Source organism: Citreicoccus inhibens (assembly GCF_019039035.1).
In the GTDB taxonomy this organism is placed as follows: Bacteria; Myxococcota; Myxococcia; order Myxococcales; family Myxococcaceae; genus Citreicoccus; species Citreicoccus inhibens.
Genome location: NZ_JAHNZT010000050.1, coordinates 1 through 13,493 on the forward strand (window position 1 = coordinate 1; position 13,493 = coordinate 13,493).

Annotated in this window: 13 protein-coding genes; 4 read left to right on the plus strand and 9 right to left on the minus strand. The window is 71.2% G+C overall.

Going from position 1 to position 13,493, the window contains the following annotated elements; translation table 11 throughout:
* The 4 genes from KRR26_RS33260 to KRR26_RS33275 all read right to left on the minus strand — a co-directional run.
* A partial coding sequence (locus tag KRR26_RS33260; RefSeq protein ID WP_217081791.1) for an HmuY family protein occupies nucleotides 1–1,038 on the minus strand: 1,038 nt, incomplete at its 3' end.
* A gap of 31 nt (nucleotides 1,039–1,069) precedes the next feature.
* Nucleotides 1,070–2,998 carry a TonB-dependent receptor plug domain-containing protein gene (locus tag KRR26_RS33265; RefSeq protein ID WP_217081792.1) on the minus strand — a complete coding sequence of 643 codons (1,929 nt, stop codon included), beginning with the start codon at nucleotides 2,996–2,998 and terminating at the stop codon, nucleotides 1,070–1,072.
* A gap of 97 nt (nucleotides 2,999–3,095) precedes the next feature.
* The gene (locus KRR26_RS33270) at nucleotides 3,096–3,269 is read right to left on the minus strand and encodes a hypothetical protein (protein ID WP_199723939.1); all 174 of its coding nucleotides are present in this window, start codon (nucleotides 3,267–3,269) and stop codon (nucleotides 3,096–3,098) included.
* A 140-nt stretch (nucleotides 3,270–3,409) separates the two neighbouring features.
* A complete protein-coding gene (locus tag KRR26_RS33275; RefSeq protein WP_120210116.1) occupies nucleotides 3,410–4,051 on the minus strand; it encodes a hypothetical protein in 642 nt (213 codons plus the stop codon).
* A 56-nt stretch (nucleotides 4,052–4,107) separates the two neighbouring features.
* Between KRR26_RS33275 and KRR26_RS33280 the strand changes: the two genes are divergently transcribed.
* Nucleotides 4,108–4,950, plus strand: a complete 843-nt coding sequence (locus KRR26_RS33280; RefSeq protein WP_199723941.1) for an LEA type 2 family protein — start codon at nucleotides 4,108–4,110, stop codon at nucleotides 4,948–4,950.
* Between the two features lie 13 nt (nucleotides 4,951–4,963).
* Nucleotides 4,964–5,647: a leucyl/phenylalanyl-tRNA--protein transferase gene (gene aat / locus KRR26_RS33285; protein ID WP_217081793.1), complete on the plus strand. Its 684-nt coding sequence runs from the start codon at nucleotides 4,964–4,966 to the stop codon at nucleotides 5,645–5,647.
* Between the two features lie 10 nt (nucleotides 5,648–5,657).
* Here aat and KRR26_RS33290 read toward each other — a convergent pair whose 3' ends face one another.
* Nucleotides 5,658–6,653: a hypothetical protein gene (locus KRR26_RS33290; protein WP_120210114.1), complete on the minus strand. Its 996-nt coding sequence runs from the start codon at nucleotides 6,651–6,653 to the stop codon at nucleotides 5,658–5,660.
* Between the two features lie 159 nt (nucleotides 6,654–6,812).
* Between KRR26_RS33290 and KRR26_RS33295 the strand changes: the two genes are divergently transcribed.
* Nucleotides 6,813–8,357, plus strand: coding sequence for an LVIVD repeat-containing protein (locus tag KRR26_RS33295; protein WP_217081794.1), 1,545 nt, complete (start codon nucleotides 6,813–6,815; stop codon nucleotides 8,355–8,357).
* Nucleotides 8,358–8,360: 3 nt separating this feature from the next.
* Here the strand turns inward: KRR26_RS33295 and KRR26_RS33300 are convergent, their stop codons facing one another.
* Complete coding sequence (locus KRR26_RS33300; RefSeq protein WP_217081795.1) at nucleotides 8,361–9,131, minus strand: pilus assembly protein N-terminal domain-containing protein; 771 nt, start codon at nucleotides 9,129–9,131, stop codon at nucleotides 8,361–8,363.
* Nucleotides 9,132–9,189: 58 nt separating this feature from the next.
* Here KRR26_RS33300 and KRR26_RS33305 point away from each other — a divergent pair, with 58 nt between their 5' ends.
* Complete coding sequence (locus KRR26_RS33305) at nucleotides 9,190–10,548, plus strand: hemolysin family protein (protein ID WP_120210111.1); 1,359 nt, start codon at nucleotides 9,190–9,192, stop codon at nucleotides 10,546–10,548.
* Nucleotides 10,549–10,551: 3 nt separating this feature from the next.
* Here KRR26_RS33305 and KRR26_RS33310 read toward each other — a convergent pair whose 3' ends face one another.
* The 3 genes from KRR26_RS33310 to glgA are packed head-to-tail and all read right to left on the minus strand — an operon-like array spanning nucleotide 10,552 to nucleotide 13,442.
* Complete coding sequence (locus tag KRR26_RS33310) at nucleotides 10,552–11,055, minus strand: hypothetical protein (RefSeq protein WP_217081796.1); 504 nt, start codon at nucleotides 11,053–11,055, stop codon at nucleotides 10,552–10,554.
* Nucleotides 11,055–11,972 carry a serine/threonine protein kinase gene (locus KRR26_RS33315; protein ID WP_120210109.1) on the minus strand — a complete coding sequence of 306 codons (918 nt, stop codon included), beginning with the start codon at nucleotides 11,970–11,972 and terminating at the stop codon, nucleotides 11,055–11,057. Before KRR26_RS33315 ends, KRR26_RS33310 begins: the two co-directional genes overlap by 1 nt.
* A gap of 36 nt (nucleotides 11,973–12,008) precedes the next feature.
* The gene (glgA, locus tag KRR26_RS33320) at nucleotides 12,009–13,442 is read right to left on the minus strand and encodes a glycogen synthase GlgA (RefSeq protein ID WP_217081797.1); all 1,434 of its coding nucleotides are present in this window, start codon (nucleotides 13,440–13,442) and stop codon (nucleotides 12,009–12,011) included.
* Nucleotides 13,443–13,493: the final 51 nt, after the last annotated feature.

The window sequence follows — 13,493 nt, forward strand, 5'->3', positions numbered from 1 at the left end:
ATATGTGGTGATGAGTAGTTGTGTGTAGCCGCCCGAAGCCGTGCGCACCAGGAACACGCGCGCCTTGGGCGACACCGCATGCGTATTCACGTCGTAGTCGTACCAGTCCCCCAACACCGCGTTGCCCGGAGACGTGTCCCCCGTGGGCCCCGGCGACGTCACCACCACGTCCTGCACGTAGCCCACGGTGGGCGCACGCTGCACCGCCGAGACCTCCGCCGCGTCCGCCACCCGCGCGCCCCCGAACCCCGGGCCGCTGGCGCCGCCATTGGTGCGCCACTGCGTGCGCCGCACCGCGAGGTCCCAGTCGCGCGACGTGGCAGGGTCCGCCACCTGCACCACCCCGCGGCCCACCTGGAGATAGACCCACGCATCGGACGCGGAGGCATCCACCTGAAGCTCGCCGGTGCCCGGGGCCTGCACCTTTCCCCAGCGCAGTTGGAGCATGGCCGGCGTGCCCGCGGCGTCGTAGTACGTGAGCATCCGCACCTTGAACCAGGTGCCCTCATCCGAGCGCACGACGTACACGCGGTCGCGCGGGGACAGCTTGTGCGTCACCGCGTCGTAGCTGTACCAGCCTTCGCCCGCCTCGAAGGCCGTGTCCGGGTCGGTCCCCACGTCATCGCCATCCGCCGCGTCCGTGGCGTAACCGGCCGTGGGCGCCTGAGACAGCTGCGCGAAGTCCGCGCCCGGGAGCGTGGCCACCTCCACCCCGCCCTGCCCGTTCACGCCGCCGCGAGTGCGGATATGGAAGCGCTGGAAGGCCAGGTCCCACTTCGCGTCCTGCGTCGCGTCCACCTGACGGCCCGAGTCCAAGTCCAACGCCACCCAGACGTCCTTGCTCGTCGCATCGACCGTGGTCGTGAAGGTGCCGTCGCCGTTGTTGGCGTGGCGCATGTTCGCGTCGCCGCCCTCTTCGGCGGGCGTCTCGGGAGGATCTCCCGGCTTGGGTTGGAGGTCGTCGTTGCAGCCGACGAGCAGGCACAGCGGGAGGGCCAGTCGGCGCAGCAAGGCGAGGCCGGAGGACGGTCGATACATGCGGTTCTCCTGAGGAAGGAAAGACAGACAGTCAGCGACGGATGACGAGTCCGGCGCGGAACGAGCGCGGCGCGAGCGGCAGGTCATTGGGGTTGCCCGCGCCCGTGAGGTTGGTGCCTTCGACAAAGAGCTGGAGCCCCGCGGGGAGCTGGCGCGCCACGCGGGCATCCAGCGTCACGTAGGGAGAGGCCTCGTATGGCTCCGCGACGCCGTCGCCATCCGAGTCCGGAGCGAACGGCCTCGCGCCCACCCACGCGCCGCGCACCCACGTCTCCAAGCCCCAAGGGCGGAAGCGCCACGTGGCCTGCGCGGTGACGCGATGGCGCGCCTGTCCCTCCAGCGGCAGGCCCGAATCCTGATCATGCCCATCGGTGAGCGAGTAGGTGGCTTCCAACATGAGCCCACCGGGCAAGCGCTGCCGGGCCCCCAACTCACCGCCGCGCACCTTGGAGCGCGCCACGTTGACGTAGACGAAATGCTGCCCCTCCGCGTCCTGCTGGAGCGACACGCCGATGCGGTCGCGCAGCGCGTGCTGATAGACGCTGACCCACACGAGCGAGGCGGGAGTCGGCCGCACCTCCACGCCCAGGCTCGCGCTGCGGGAGCGCTCGGGCCGCAGGTCCGGGTTGCCATTCACCGTGTACCCGACCGTGGGGTTCTCGAAGTCGAGCAGCAGCTCCTGGAAGCTGGGCGCGCGCAGCCCCCAGCCGTAGCTGGCGCGAACCGTGAGCCACTCCAGCGGATCCACTCGCGCCGCGAGCCGAGGCGTGACGGCGGCGCCGAACTGCGTGTCCGCATCCAGTCGCGCGCCCGGCACCAGCACCAGGCGCGGCTGAGACGCCACGGACCAACTGTCCTGCACGTACAGCGCGCCCCGTCCCCGCTCGCCCCGTCCCCCCTCCAGACGGTCCGACGCGAGCCGCTCGCCGAGCAACTCCAGGCCCGCCACCAGCGCGTGGTCACCCCCGAGGCGCGCATCGAGCTGCGTGCCCAAGCGCCCCTGCTGCTCGCGCGTGTCCTCCACGCTGTCCAGCGCGGAGGCCTGTCGTTGATCTCTCAGCGCACGCCGCGCGAACCACGCCACGTGGCCCTCGGTGCGCAGCGTGGTGGACTCGCCCAGTCTCCAGGAAGGCGCCACGCGCGCATTGAGCTCCTCGTCGCGGCTCGCCCGGTCGAACACCGCGCCCGCCGTGCCCAGGTCCACCCCGCGCTGGATGCGCCGCGACACGGACACCGTGCCCGCCAGGTCCATGGCGCCCTGGCCGCGCAGGTCGCCGCGCGCCGAGAGCTGAAAGCCCTCCAGGCTGCTGCCCGTGGTGCCCACGTCGCTGGGGTCCAGGTCATACCCATTCCGGCGCTGCACGCCGCCGCTCAAGCGCAGGCCCCACGTCTCTCCGCGCGCCTCGCCCGTGCCGTCCAACTCCAAGCGCTGAAGGCTGCCGTATGACAGCCGCAGGTCCCCGCCGAGCGGGCGCTGCGCGCGACGGGTGATGAGGTTCACCACGCCCGCGACGGCATCACTCCCGTAGAGCGCGGATGACGGCCCCTTGACGATCTCCACCTGCTCGATGTCTTCGAGGGACAGTCGTGACAGGTCCACGCTGCCCGCGACACGGCCCGTGACGCGCTCGCCGTCCACCAACACGAGCGCGTACTCGGGGCCCAGGCCCTGGATGCGCAGCGATGCGCCCGAGAAGGTGTTGTCCACCTCCAGCCCCGGATGCGCGGCGAGCAGCGCCGCGACATCGTGCTTCCCGCTCGCCTCGATGTCGCTCCGGGTGATGACCTCCGTCGCCACCGGCGCATCGACCAGCCGCTCCGGGCTGCGCGACGCCGTGACGATGGTGCGCGCCATGGGCACGTCCTCCACGCCCGCGTCGGGGCCCGAAGGCAGCGCCTCGCCCAGCACCCGGCCGGGCAGCGCCCAGGCCATGACCAACACGAACCCACGCCAGGACATGCCGCGTCCTCCGGCTCACGGCCGGCTGGCCCTCCTCACCGGGAGGACCCATTGGGCGCTGGGCTCTTGGCCTCGGGCCTCAGTCAATCATTCCCACTCACGCCGTGCGATGCCCCCGCGCCGGAGGCACCGGGGACGGCGACGACTCCAGCGGAACCACCTGGGTCCGATGGCAGCGACGGCACTTCAGCTCCACGCCACCGGGGACCAGCCGCGCCAGCAGGCTGCCGCACAGGCACCGCAGCTCCCCTTCCGCGCACCCATCCTTCATCCACCGCTCCCGGCTCGAAACGGCTAACACGATATTGATACTCATTATCAATGTCAAATGACGCATCGACCGACCAAGCCACACGGAGCGCGGGCGCACGGGGCGTCACGGCTCGAGTGTCACCGGCCTCACGTCAAGGGTCAGTGGAGCTTGGGACGGGCACCGGCCTCGCGGGACGCGCGGGGCTTGCGGGTGACCATCCGGGCGATGCCGAAGTAGAGCTGTTCCTCGGTGTACACCTTGCGCACCCGGCGGCTTCGCGCTCCGGGGTGATAGGCGGGACCGGGGCGCTCCAGCCACTGGAAGATGCGCACCTCGCCGGTGTGGGCCAGCTCGGACAGCAACTCCACGGGGCACACCTTCAGGTAGCGGCGGACCAACGGGCGCAGCTTGCGCGAGAACTCGGCGCCCAGCACCGCGTGACGGCGGCCTGCGTGCAGGGTGCCATCGAAGCGGCGGGACATGTGGAACAGCTCGTGGATGACCGTCTCCACGCGCGCCTGCGCCGTCGAGCCTCGGAAGAAGAGGGGCCGAAGCGTGATGCAGTACAGCATCCGCCGGCCCCGGATGCGCACCACCGGCTTGCGGCGTCCGGCACGGTCCGCGGCCCGGCCGCCTCGGAAGCACAGGGGCTTCACGGTGCCACGCGACGCGCGCCTCGCCTCGCCGGCCACCACGAGAATGCGGCTGGCCTTCACGTGGCTGAACTCCGGCATGCGCGCCGCGATGTCGCGGATGAGGGCGCGGAGCGTCTTGTTGAAGTTGGGGCGGCGGGGGGCCACGAGTGGTGGACAGTCTAGCGGAAAAACCCTTGGGGCCAGCCTTGGCGATCCCCACAATGTCCACCGTGATGCGCTCGACCTGCCAGATGGCCCGCGTGGCGGTGCTGCTCACGGTGGTGGCCGGATGCGCCTCGGCGCCCGTGCGGCCCACCGGCCCCCCCGTCCTGACCGACCCGAGCACCTCCGTGGTGGCGCAGGGCCTCACGGAGACCACCCTGCGCTTCAGCGGGCACCTCACGAGCCCTGGCGCCGCCGTCCTGGAGCGCGCCGAGTACGAGCTCGTCTCGGATGGGAGGGTGGTCAAGTCGGGCACCCGTCCCCTGGGCCTCGCGCTGACGCCAGGGGCCCCATTGGATGTCGAGTTCCAGGAGGTCGCCCCCTATGCCCGCTCCGCCGAGGACCTGGCGCGACTGGGGGACGCGGATGGCACGGTGCTCGTCGCCCTGCGGGGCACCTTGGTGGTGCGCGCCGGCGCCACCGAGGAGCGCCTCCCCTTCGCGGCCAGCCGCACGGTGCGCGTGCCCCGCCCGCCCGTCGTGGTGTTGGAGGGACTGGAGGGCGCGCGCTACTCAGCCGAGGAGGTGCAGCTCAACCTCCGGCTGGGCGTGCGCAACCCCAACCCGTTTCCCCTGCGCCTGGAGCGCCTGACGTACCAGGTGGGCATCGCGGGGAAGCTGCTGGAGGAGGGCACCGCCACGCAGGCGGACACCGTGGCGGCGGCGTCCACGGGCGTCTACCCGGTGGAGATCTCCGTGACGCGCGCCACCTGGGGCCCCGAGGTCCGGGCGCTCATCTCCAAGGGCGCGCTGCCGTGGACGGTGAAGGGCGAGCTGACGGGTCCCACGCTCAAGGTGCCCTACACGCTCGGCGGGGACGTGAAGCTCAACGTGTCCCGGTAGGATGCGGCGCACGGTGCCTCTCTACCTGCTGAGCGACGACCATCCGGAACTCTTCCCTCCCCCCGCGCGCGCGGACAAGTCAGGCCTGCTGGCGGTAGGCGGTGACCTGCGACCTGAGCGGCTCCTCGCCGCGTACTCGCAGGGCATCTTCCCCTGGTACAGCGAGGGCGACCCCATCTTGTGGCACTCGCCCAACCCGCGCTTCGTGCTGGAGCCGGCGAACCTGCACGTGGGCCGCTCGCTGCGCAAGGCGATGAACAAGCGCCCCTATGACGTGCGCTACGACACGGCCTTCGAGCGCGTCATCGCCGCGTGCGCCCAAGTGCCTCGGCCCGGCCAGGACGGCACGTGGATCACCGACGACATGCAGCGCGCGTACGTCACGCTGCACACGCTGGGCTTCGCGCACTCGGTGGAGGCGTGGGCGGGCGACACACTCGTGGGGGGCTTCTACGGCGTGTCCCTGGGCGCGGCGTTCTTTGGCGAGAGCATGTTCGCGCTGGCGCCGGACGCCTCGAAGATTGCCTTCGCCACCGCGGTGGAGCGCTACCGCGAGTGGGGCTTCCACTTCGTGGACTGCCAGGTGGAGACCGAGCACACCGCGCGATTCGGAGCGGAGCACTGGCCCCGCCCGCGCTTCCTCGCCGCGCTGGGCCGTGCGCTGAAGGAGCCCACCCGCCGCGGCTCCTGGAGCTGAAGCACGCGCGCTACGGCTGCTTGCACGGAGACAGCGTGCGGCGGCTGTGCAGGCGCTCGTCCTCGGTGAGGCTGCCGTAGCGCACGGCCTTGGGCGGCGACTTGAGGCGCGCCGGGTCATACACGTACAGGGTGCCCTCCTTGCGGCTCAGCAGGTAACGCAGGCCGGCCGCGTCGTGGAAACCGCCGTAGAGGACGCCTCCGGGGCGCAGCTCCTCCATGCTGGTGAGGTCCGGACGCCGCAAAAGCAAGAGCGACGTGTCCTCCACCTGCCAGCCGCACGGGTCCCTCCCGTTGCGCTCCATCCAGGACACCGTGAGGTCATAGGCCCCGGTTCCCTCCTCGAAGCTGGCGCCGAAGTGCTCCCACAGCCGCGCGCAGCCCGGGGGCGCGCACTCGTGGTCGGGCACGCGGTCCGCCATGTCTCCAGGCAGCGGGTCTCCGTCCTTGCCCGTCTCCGTCCGGTTCGGGCGGCGGAGCTTGCAGCCGGTGGGCGCGTCCTTCTGGCGCAGGGCCACGGGCGTGCCGGACAAGCGGCCCGGAGGCAACAGGTCGCAGTCCACCTGCACCTCCGCCATGAGGTACGTCTGCCGGTCTTCGTCGGTGCCCATGCGCACGGCCCACCACGTGGTGGGCACCGCGCGGCACGGGGCCGCGTCCGACTTGCCGAACACCCAGAGCGGCACCTTCGGGTCCGCCGCGCCCAGCCGGCGTGCCTGGTCCTCGGGGACGGGCTTCACACCAGAGCGTGAGCGCTCGGCGCGCTGGAACCAGCGGTCCTTGGCTTCGGGGATGACGGCCTGATGCGCCAACCAGCCCGAGCGCGGCAGGCCCGCGACGGACATCGCGGTGAAGGGAACCACGTCGGGCTTCGCGGGGCAGCCTCGGTCCATCTCAGGCGGAGGAATCACCACCGCCTCGCCATCATCCTGGGCGAACGCCGTCGCGCCTCCCACGAGCCACAGCACCCACACGGCCAGCCCGGCGCACTTCATCGCAGCCTTCATCGTCGTGCGACCTCCCCACCCCGTCATAGCGCACCGCCCCGCGAGGGCGCAGCGCCCAACCTCACCCCACCTCCCGCGACAAGGTCGAGACCCCACCGCGCGGCGTCCGGTAGCATGGCGCGTCCACGGCCCTGCACCTTCGGGGGGGGAATCACTGTCATGCGCCATGCGTCACCGCTGCTGCTCGCGCTGTTCCTGTCGCTCCCTGCATGCAAGGACGAGCCGGTGCCGCCAGTCCCCCCCCAGGGCTCCTTTGACTTGGGGGACTGGATCGACACGGGCGCCTTCGCGCCGTGCCTCGTGGTGACGCGGGCGCCGTGCGGCGCGCGCAACAACTTCGAGTCCGGCGCATGCGACCCCGCGAGCCTCGCCGAGTTCGACACCGAGGCCGCGTACACGATGCACCTGCGCGTCACGCGCCCGGCCTATGAGAATGCGCTCGGCTTCATGAACCAGGCGATGCTGCCCTCGGCCTCGGACGCCGGCACCGCGGGGGGCTACCCGCTGACGGAGCGGGAAATCACCCCGAGGAGCTTCTTCCTCACGTCCCAGCACGAAGACCTCCAGGGCCGCGTCACCCGCCGCGCGTACCTGGGCTGCCGTCAGCCCGAGCCGGGGCACCTGCAAGGCTGCTACGTCGAATGCACCAACGACGCCGTGGCCGCGCAAGGCACCTTCGACGCCTGGAAGGTCACCCCGGTCGAGAACGAGCCCATCGACTCGGCACTGGCGCAGCTCTCCGAGACGCGCGTGGACCTGGGCACGCCCGCGGATGTCTACGTCACGCACGGCCATGCCTACGTGGTGTCGCTGCGCGGCGGCCTTTACGTCTACGACGTGCGCGAGCCCTCCCACCCGGTGCTCACCGAGCACGTGTTCCGCGAGGCGGACAACTACTGGAACGGCGTCTGGGCCAAGGACAACGCGCTGTACGTCGCGAGCGCCGCGCGCGGCGTGCTCGTCTTCGACCTCGAGGACCCCGCGCATCCGGTGCTCACGGGCGCGGCCCCGGTCCAGTCCATCAACGTGCACACGCTGTTCGTCACGGACAACCTGCTGTTGGCCTCGTCATCGGACCCGGACGGCGTGGTGCTCGTGTTCGACATCTCCCAGCCGCTGCGCCCCGTGCTGCTGTCCCAGTTCCAGGCGAACGGCTTCAATCCGTCGCGCTCCTACGGTCCGCACGACATGTTCGCCTTCGAGCGGCGCCTGTACGTGAACTACTGGGGCGCGGGCTACGTGGTGGCCTCGCTGGAAGACCCCACCGCGCCCGTGGAGCTGGGCCGCTACCGCTACGCGCACTCCACCAGCCACGCCAACGCGGTGGGCCGCATCCAGGGACGGCTCATCGGCTTCGAGGGCGGCGAGGACTGGAACGCGCACCTGCGCGTGATGGACCTCTCGGACCCGTCCGCCCCTCGCCTCATCGGCGAGCACCAGCGCACGGGGCATGTCTCCATCCACAACATGGTGCTGGTGGGCACGCGGCTCTACGTCGCGTGGTACCACGAGGGCGTGCGCGTGCTGGACGTCTCCACGCCCGAGCACCCGCGTGAGGTGGCGTGGTTCAACACGTTCCGCTCCACGGATCCGCGGCGAGGCCTCAGCTTCTACGAGGGCACCATCGGTATTCGCGTACCGGGCGATGGCTACATCTACGCGGTGGACACGTCGCGTGGCCTGCTCGTGCTGAGCGAGCAGTGAGCCTCAGCGCGCCGGCTTGCGCTTGGGCGCCGGGGCCACGGGCGGCATGGAGGTGGGCGGCGTGACGGTCCCCGCGTCCGGAACGGTGGCGGCGGGGGCCGGAGCAGGCGCCTCCACCTCCACGCGGTCCTCCAGCGGAACGCGGCCCACGGCGCGGCGGAACAGCCCCCAGAGGGCCTTGTGGTGGGCCTCGGCGCTGGCCTTGCCCGACATCACCAACCCCGCGCCGCTGTAGCGCACCGTCACGCCGGGCGGCAGGGCCTCGCTGAACGCGGCGAGCTGCTCCTGGAGCGCGGCCACCTCGAACGTCAGCTCCAGCTCGCGCGCCACATACGCGTCCGTCCGGAACAACTCCGAGAGCGCCCCGCGACACGCGGCATCCTTCACCGTCGCGGAGAGCGAGCGCTCCGGCGTCGCCACGTCCTTCAGGTCCGGACACGCCTTCGCCGCGGCGGCGCGCCGGGACGCCACGTCCTCGGGAGCCTCGGGTCCCACGGTGATGCGCCACACCGCGAAGCGCCCCTCGGCGTACAGGAGGGCGAGCGTGCGCCCCGGCTTCTTCCCGGTGAGCAGCAGCTCGCCGCTGCCCGCGAAGGCCTCCACGCTCACCACGGACGGGTCCTCGACCTCCACCCAGTCCACCGCGGTCAGCTTCTGGAAGCGCTCCTGGCCCGGCTCCACCGAGACGCGCTGGTCCACCGGCCAGCCCAGGGCCAGGGCGGGCAGCAGCAGCGACAGCAGCCCTCCAACGATGGACATCCCACGTGCAAGCATCGCGCCTCCCGCCTGGGTGGTGGTGCGACCCTCTAGCACGGGTTAAGAACATCGCTCTATGCCAACCTGGACCCTCTGGGTCGCCTGCCTGGCCCTCAGCTACCTGCGGGCCCTGGTCGCCGCCGCGGAGTCCGCGCTGTACGGCACCTCGGACCTGCGCGCCCAGGAACTCGCCAAGACGAACGGCCGCGCGGGCCTCCGCGTGCTGCGCCACAAGACGGAGCGAGAGGCCACCGCCACCGCGCTGCGCCTGGGCACCCTGCTCAGCGGCTTCCTGGCCGCCGCCATCGGCGCGTTCGTGCCGCCGCGCATGCTCGACTTCAGCCGCTTCGGTGAGGCGGCCTGGGTGCCGCTGGCCACGGTGTGCGCGGGCGCGCTTTTCGTGGGCGTGCTCGCCAGCCTCATGGAAGTCACCATGCGGGGCCTCGCCAACGGCAACCCCGAGCGCTGGGCGCTGCGGCTGTCGTGGCTCGTGTCGGGGCTGGTGACGGTGCTGTACCCGCCCATGCGCCTGACGCTGCGGCTGCTCAACCTGGGCGCGCGCACCTTCGGCCGCACGTTGCGCTTCGAGGCCCCGCCTCCGCCGCTGGAGGAGCTGGAGAAGCTCCTGGCCGCGCAGGCCGCCAAGAACGAGGTGGACAAGAGCGCCCCGCAGCTCATCCGCTCCATCTTCGAGCTGTCCGACAAGCGCTGCCGCGACGTGATGGTGTCCCGCACGGAAGTCGTGACGGTGGACATCACCACCACTCCGGACGAGGTGCTGCGCCTGTTGGCCGAGGAGAACCACTCGCGCATCCCCGTGTTCCGCGACGACGTGGACCACATCGTCGGCGTGCTGCACGCGCGCGACCTGATTCCCCTGCTGCTGCACCCCGAGCTCATCGTCCTACAGGACATCATCCGGCCCGCGCACTTCGTGCCGTGGATGAAGCCCATTGGCGACCTGCTGCGCGACATGCAGAAGCGCAAGATTCACATGGCCGTCGTGGTGGACGAGTACGGCGGCTTCATGGGCGTGGTGACGCTGGAGGACATCCTGCGCGAAATCGTCGGCGACATCGGCGACGAGTTCGAGGTCGAGGAGAAGCAGGTGGAGAAGCTGGCCGACGGCAGCTTCCTGGTGGACGCCGGCATGGAGACGGACCGCTTCACCCAGGCCTTCGGCTTTCCGCTGCCCGAGGGCGACTTCGACACGCTGGGCGGCTACCTGTCCTCGCTGGCCGGGCACCTGCCGGACGTGGGCGAGCGCTTCACGTACAACGGCTGGCAGTTCGTGGTGTCCGCCAAGGAGGGCGCGCGCATCGACCGCGTCCGCCTGAGCCGCCTCAAGGCCCAGCCTCCCGCCAAGGAGGCTCCGCCCACGAAGGACAGCACGCCCCGTCCTCCCGAGCCGCCCGCGGTCCAGCTCAAGGGCTGACGCTCAGCGCTCCGTCCCAGCCTCGGGCAGCACCGCCCGAGGCACCCGCAGCGCCGCCGCCAGCTTGAACGGCGCGCGGCGCTCCACGCCCCCGAAGCGCAGCACCACGCCGCCCTCGACGTCCACCATCACGTCCTCCGTGTCCGGAGGCGCGTCGCCGCGCACGGAGGCTTGAGGGCGCGGGTTGGGGAGCACCAGCGCCACCTTCACCTCCACCTCGCGCTCGGAATCCACCGGCACATCGAGGGTCTGCTCGGTGACGGCGACGCCCCGGCCCACGAGGCGCACGGCGAAGTCCACCCGGGTCAGCGTGGCCGCGTCCGAGGAAGGGTTGCGCACGCCCAGGTCCAAGCGCAGCCGCGCCGAGCCGTCCGGGAGCGACTCAACGCCCAGTCTGCGCACGCGGGCCGCGTCGTCGTAGGCGCGCGGCTGGAATGGCACCACGCCCAGACACCCGCCCAGGGGCACCGCCACCGCGAGCGCCAGCAGCGCCCGGCGCGAGCGCATCAGCCCCCCAAGAGAGGCTGCAACGCCTCCACCGTCAGCGGCCAGCCCGCGCGGCGCGCCAGCACTTCCAGCGCCTTGAGGAATTCGCCCGCCGTCTGGAAGCGCCGCGCGCGGTCCGCGAACAGCGCCTTGCGCGCCACCTGCACCGCGTAGTGCGGCAGCTCGGACGTCACCGACGAGAGCAGCGGCACGCGCGCGTCGCGCACCTTGTGCATGAGGTCCGCCTCGCTCTCGCTGTGGAAGAGGCGGCGGTTGGCCCAGAGCTCCCAGAGCACGACGCCCACCGCATACAGGTCCGTGCGCGCGTCCACCGGCTGCCCCAGCACCTGCTCCGGGCTCATGTATGGCAGCGTGCCGCGCAGCGCGCCGGAATCGCCTCGCATCATGCCCTCCACCTCGGCCACGCCGAAGTCGGTGAGCTTCACGTCTCCGTTGATGCCGAGGAGAACGTTGGCGGGGTTGATGTCGCGGTGGATGATGGTGGCGCCGTTCTCCGCCACCTTCGCCCGGTGGATGTAGTCCATGGCCTTGAGCAGGCACCACGCGATGTAGCAGGCGGACTCGGGCGGCATCGCCGTGCCGGCCTTGATGAGCAGCTCCTGCATGTAGCCGAGCGTCCGGCCACTCACGAGTTCCTGCACCATCAAGTAGTCCGGCCCCGCGCGGAACAGGCGGAAGGTGCGGACGATGTGCGGATTGCGCAGGCGGACCGTGAGCTTCGCCTCGTCGACGAAGGCCTTCACATAGCCGGGGTCGCCGCGGAAGGACGGGTGGAGCCGCTTGATGACGACGTCATCCGGTTCGCCGGGGGAGCGCTGCGTGCCCATGCGCGCGCGCACCTGGTACACCTCGGCCATGCCACCCACGGCCAACCTGCCAACCACCTCGTAGCCACCCAGGTCCGGAGCTTCCGCCACGGCTGCAAGCCTACAGCCAAATTCGCACGAGCCCCACTATTCCGTTCGCAAGGATGCAAAGAGGGCTTCGTACCGCCGGGCCGACGCCGCCCAGGAGAAGTCCTTCTCCATCCCCCGGCGCCGGAACGCGGCCATCCGAGGAGGGTCCGCGTAGAGGGAGAGGGCGCGCCGGATGGCGGCCAGGAGCGCTGCGGGGTGGAAGGCCTCGAAGAGCAGGCCGTTGCCCTCCAGCCCGCCCTCCACCGTGTCCATGAGCCCGCCGGTGGCGCGCACGATTGGCACCGTCCCGTAACGCAGCGAATACATCTGGTTGAGCCCGCACGGCTCATAGCGGCTGGGCATGAGGAAGAAGTCCGCCCCCGCCTCCAACAGGTGGGACAGGCCCAGGTCGAAGCCGAGGTGCACGCCCACCTGCCGAGGGAAGCGGGCCTGGAGCGCGCGCAGGCCGTCCTCCAGCGGGCCCTCTCCATTGCCCACCGCCACGAAGCGCAGGTCCGCCTGCAACGCCGTGGGCAGCACGTCCAGCAGCAGGTCCACGCCCTTCTGCCAGGCCAGCCGCGTGACGATGCCGAACACGGGCGCGTCTGCTGGCGGCAGGCCGAAGCGCGCGAGCAGCTCGCGCTTGCACACGGCCTTCCCGGTCAGGTCTCCCGTCTCGAAGCGCGCGGGCAGGAATGGATCCGCGCCCGGGTCCCACGCTTGCGTGTCGATGCCGTTGATGATGCCGGTGAGCGCGTGCGCGCGGCGGCGCAGCAGGCCGTCCAGTCCGTAGCCCTGCTCGGGCGTCTGGATCTCCCGCGCGTAGGTGGGCGACACCGTGGTCAGCGCGTCGGAGTAGACGAGCCCCGCCTTGAGGAAATTGACCGTGTCGTGGAACTCCAGCCCGTTCTCGGCGGTGAACACGTCCCACGGCAGCCCCAGCTCGCCCATCACGCTCTTGGGGAACTGGCCCTGGTACGCCAGGTTGTGGACGGTGAAGACGCTCCTGGCCCGGGCCAGCGCCGTGCCCGCATAGCCTCGGCGCAGCGCCAGGGCCGCCAGTCCCGCCTGCCAGTCATGGAGGCTGACGATGTCTGGCGCGAAGTCCAACCGCTGCGCGGCCTGGAGCGCCCCCACGGACAGGTAGGCGAAGCGCCGGGCGTTGTCTCCGAACTCGCCGTGCATGTCGCCATAGAGCCCGTCACGCCCCCCGTAGAGGGCTTCGTTCTCCAGGAAGAGCACCTCCAATCGCTCGGAGAGGCGAGCGGACAGGATGGGGCCGCGCAACTCACCGGAGGGGAAGCGCACCTCCAGGGACGCGCCGGTGGGCACGAGCCGCCCGCCCTCCCGCACGTCGCGGTAGCGCGGCGTGACGACCTTCACGTCATGGCCCAGCGCGGCCAGCGCCGCGGGCAGGGCTCCCGCCACATCCCCCAGCCCTCCTGTCTTGGAGAAGGGGGAGACCTCGGAGGCGATGAAGAGAATCTTCATGCTCCCACCATCGCGTGTCCCACCCGCGAGTCAACCGTGAACGTGCGCGGC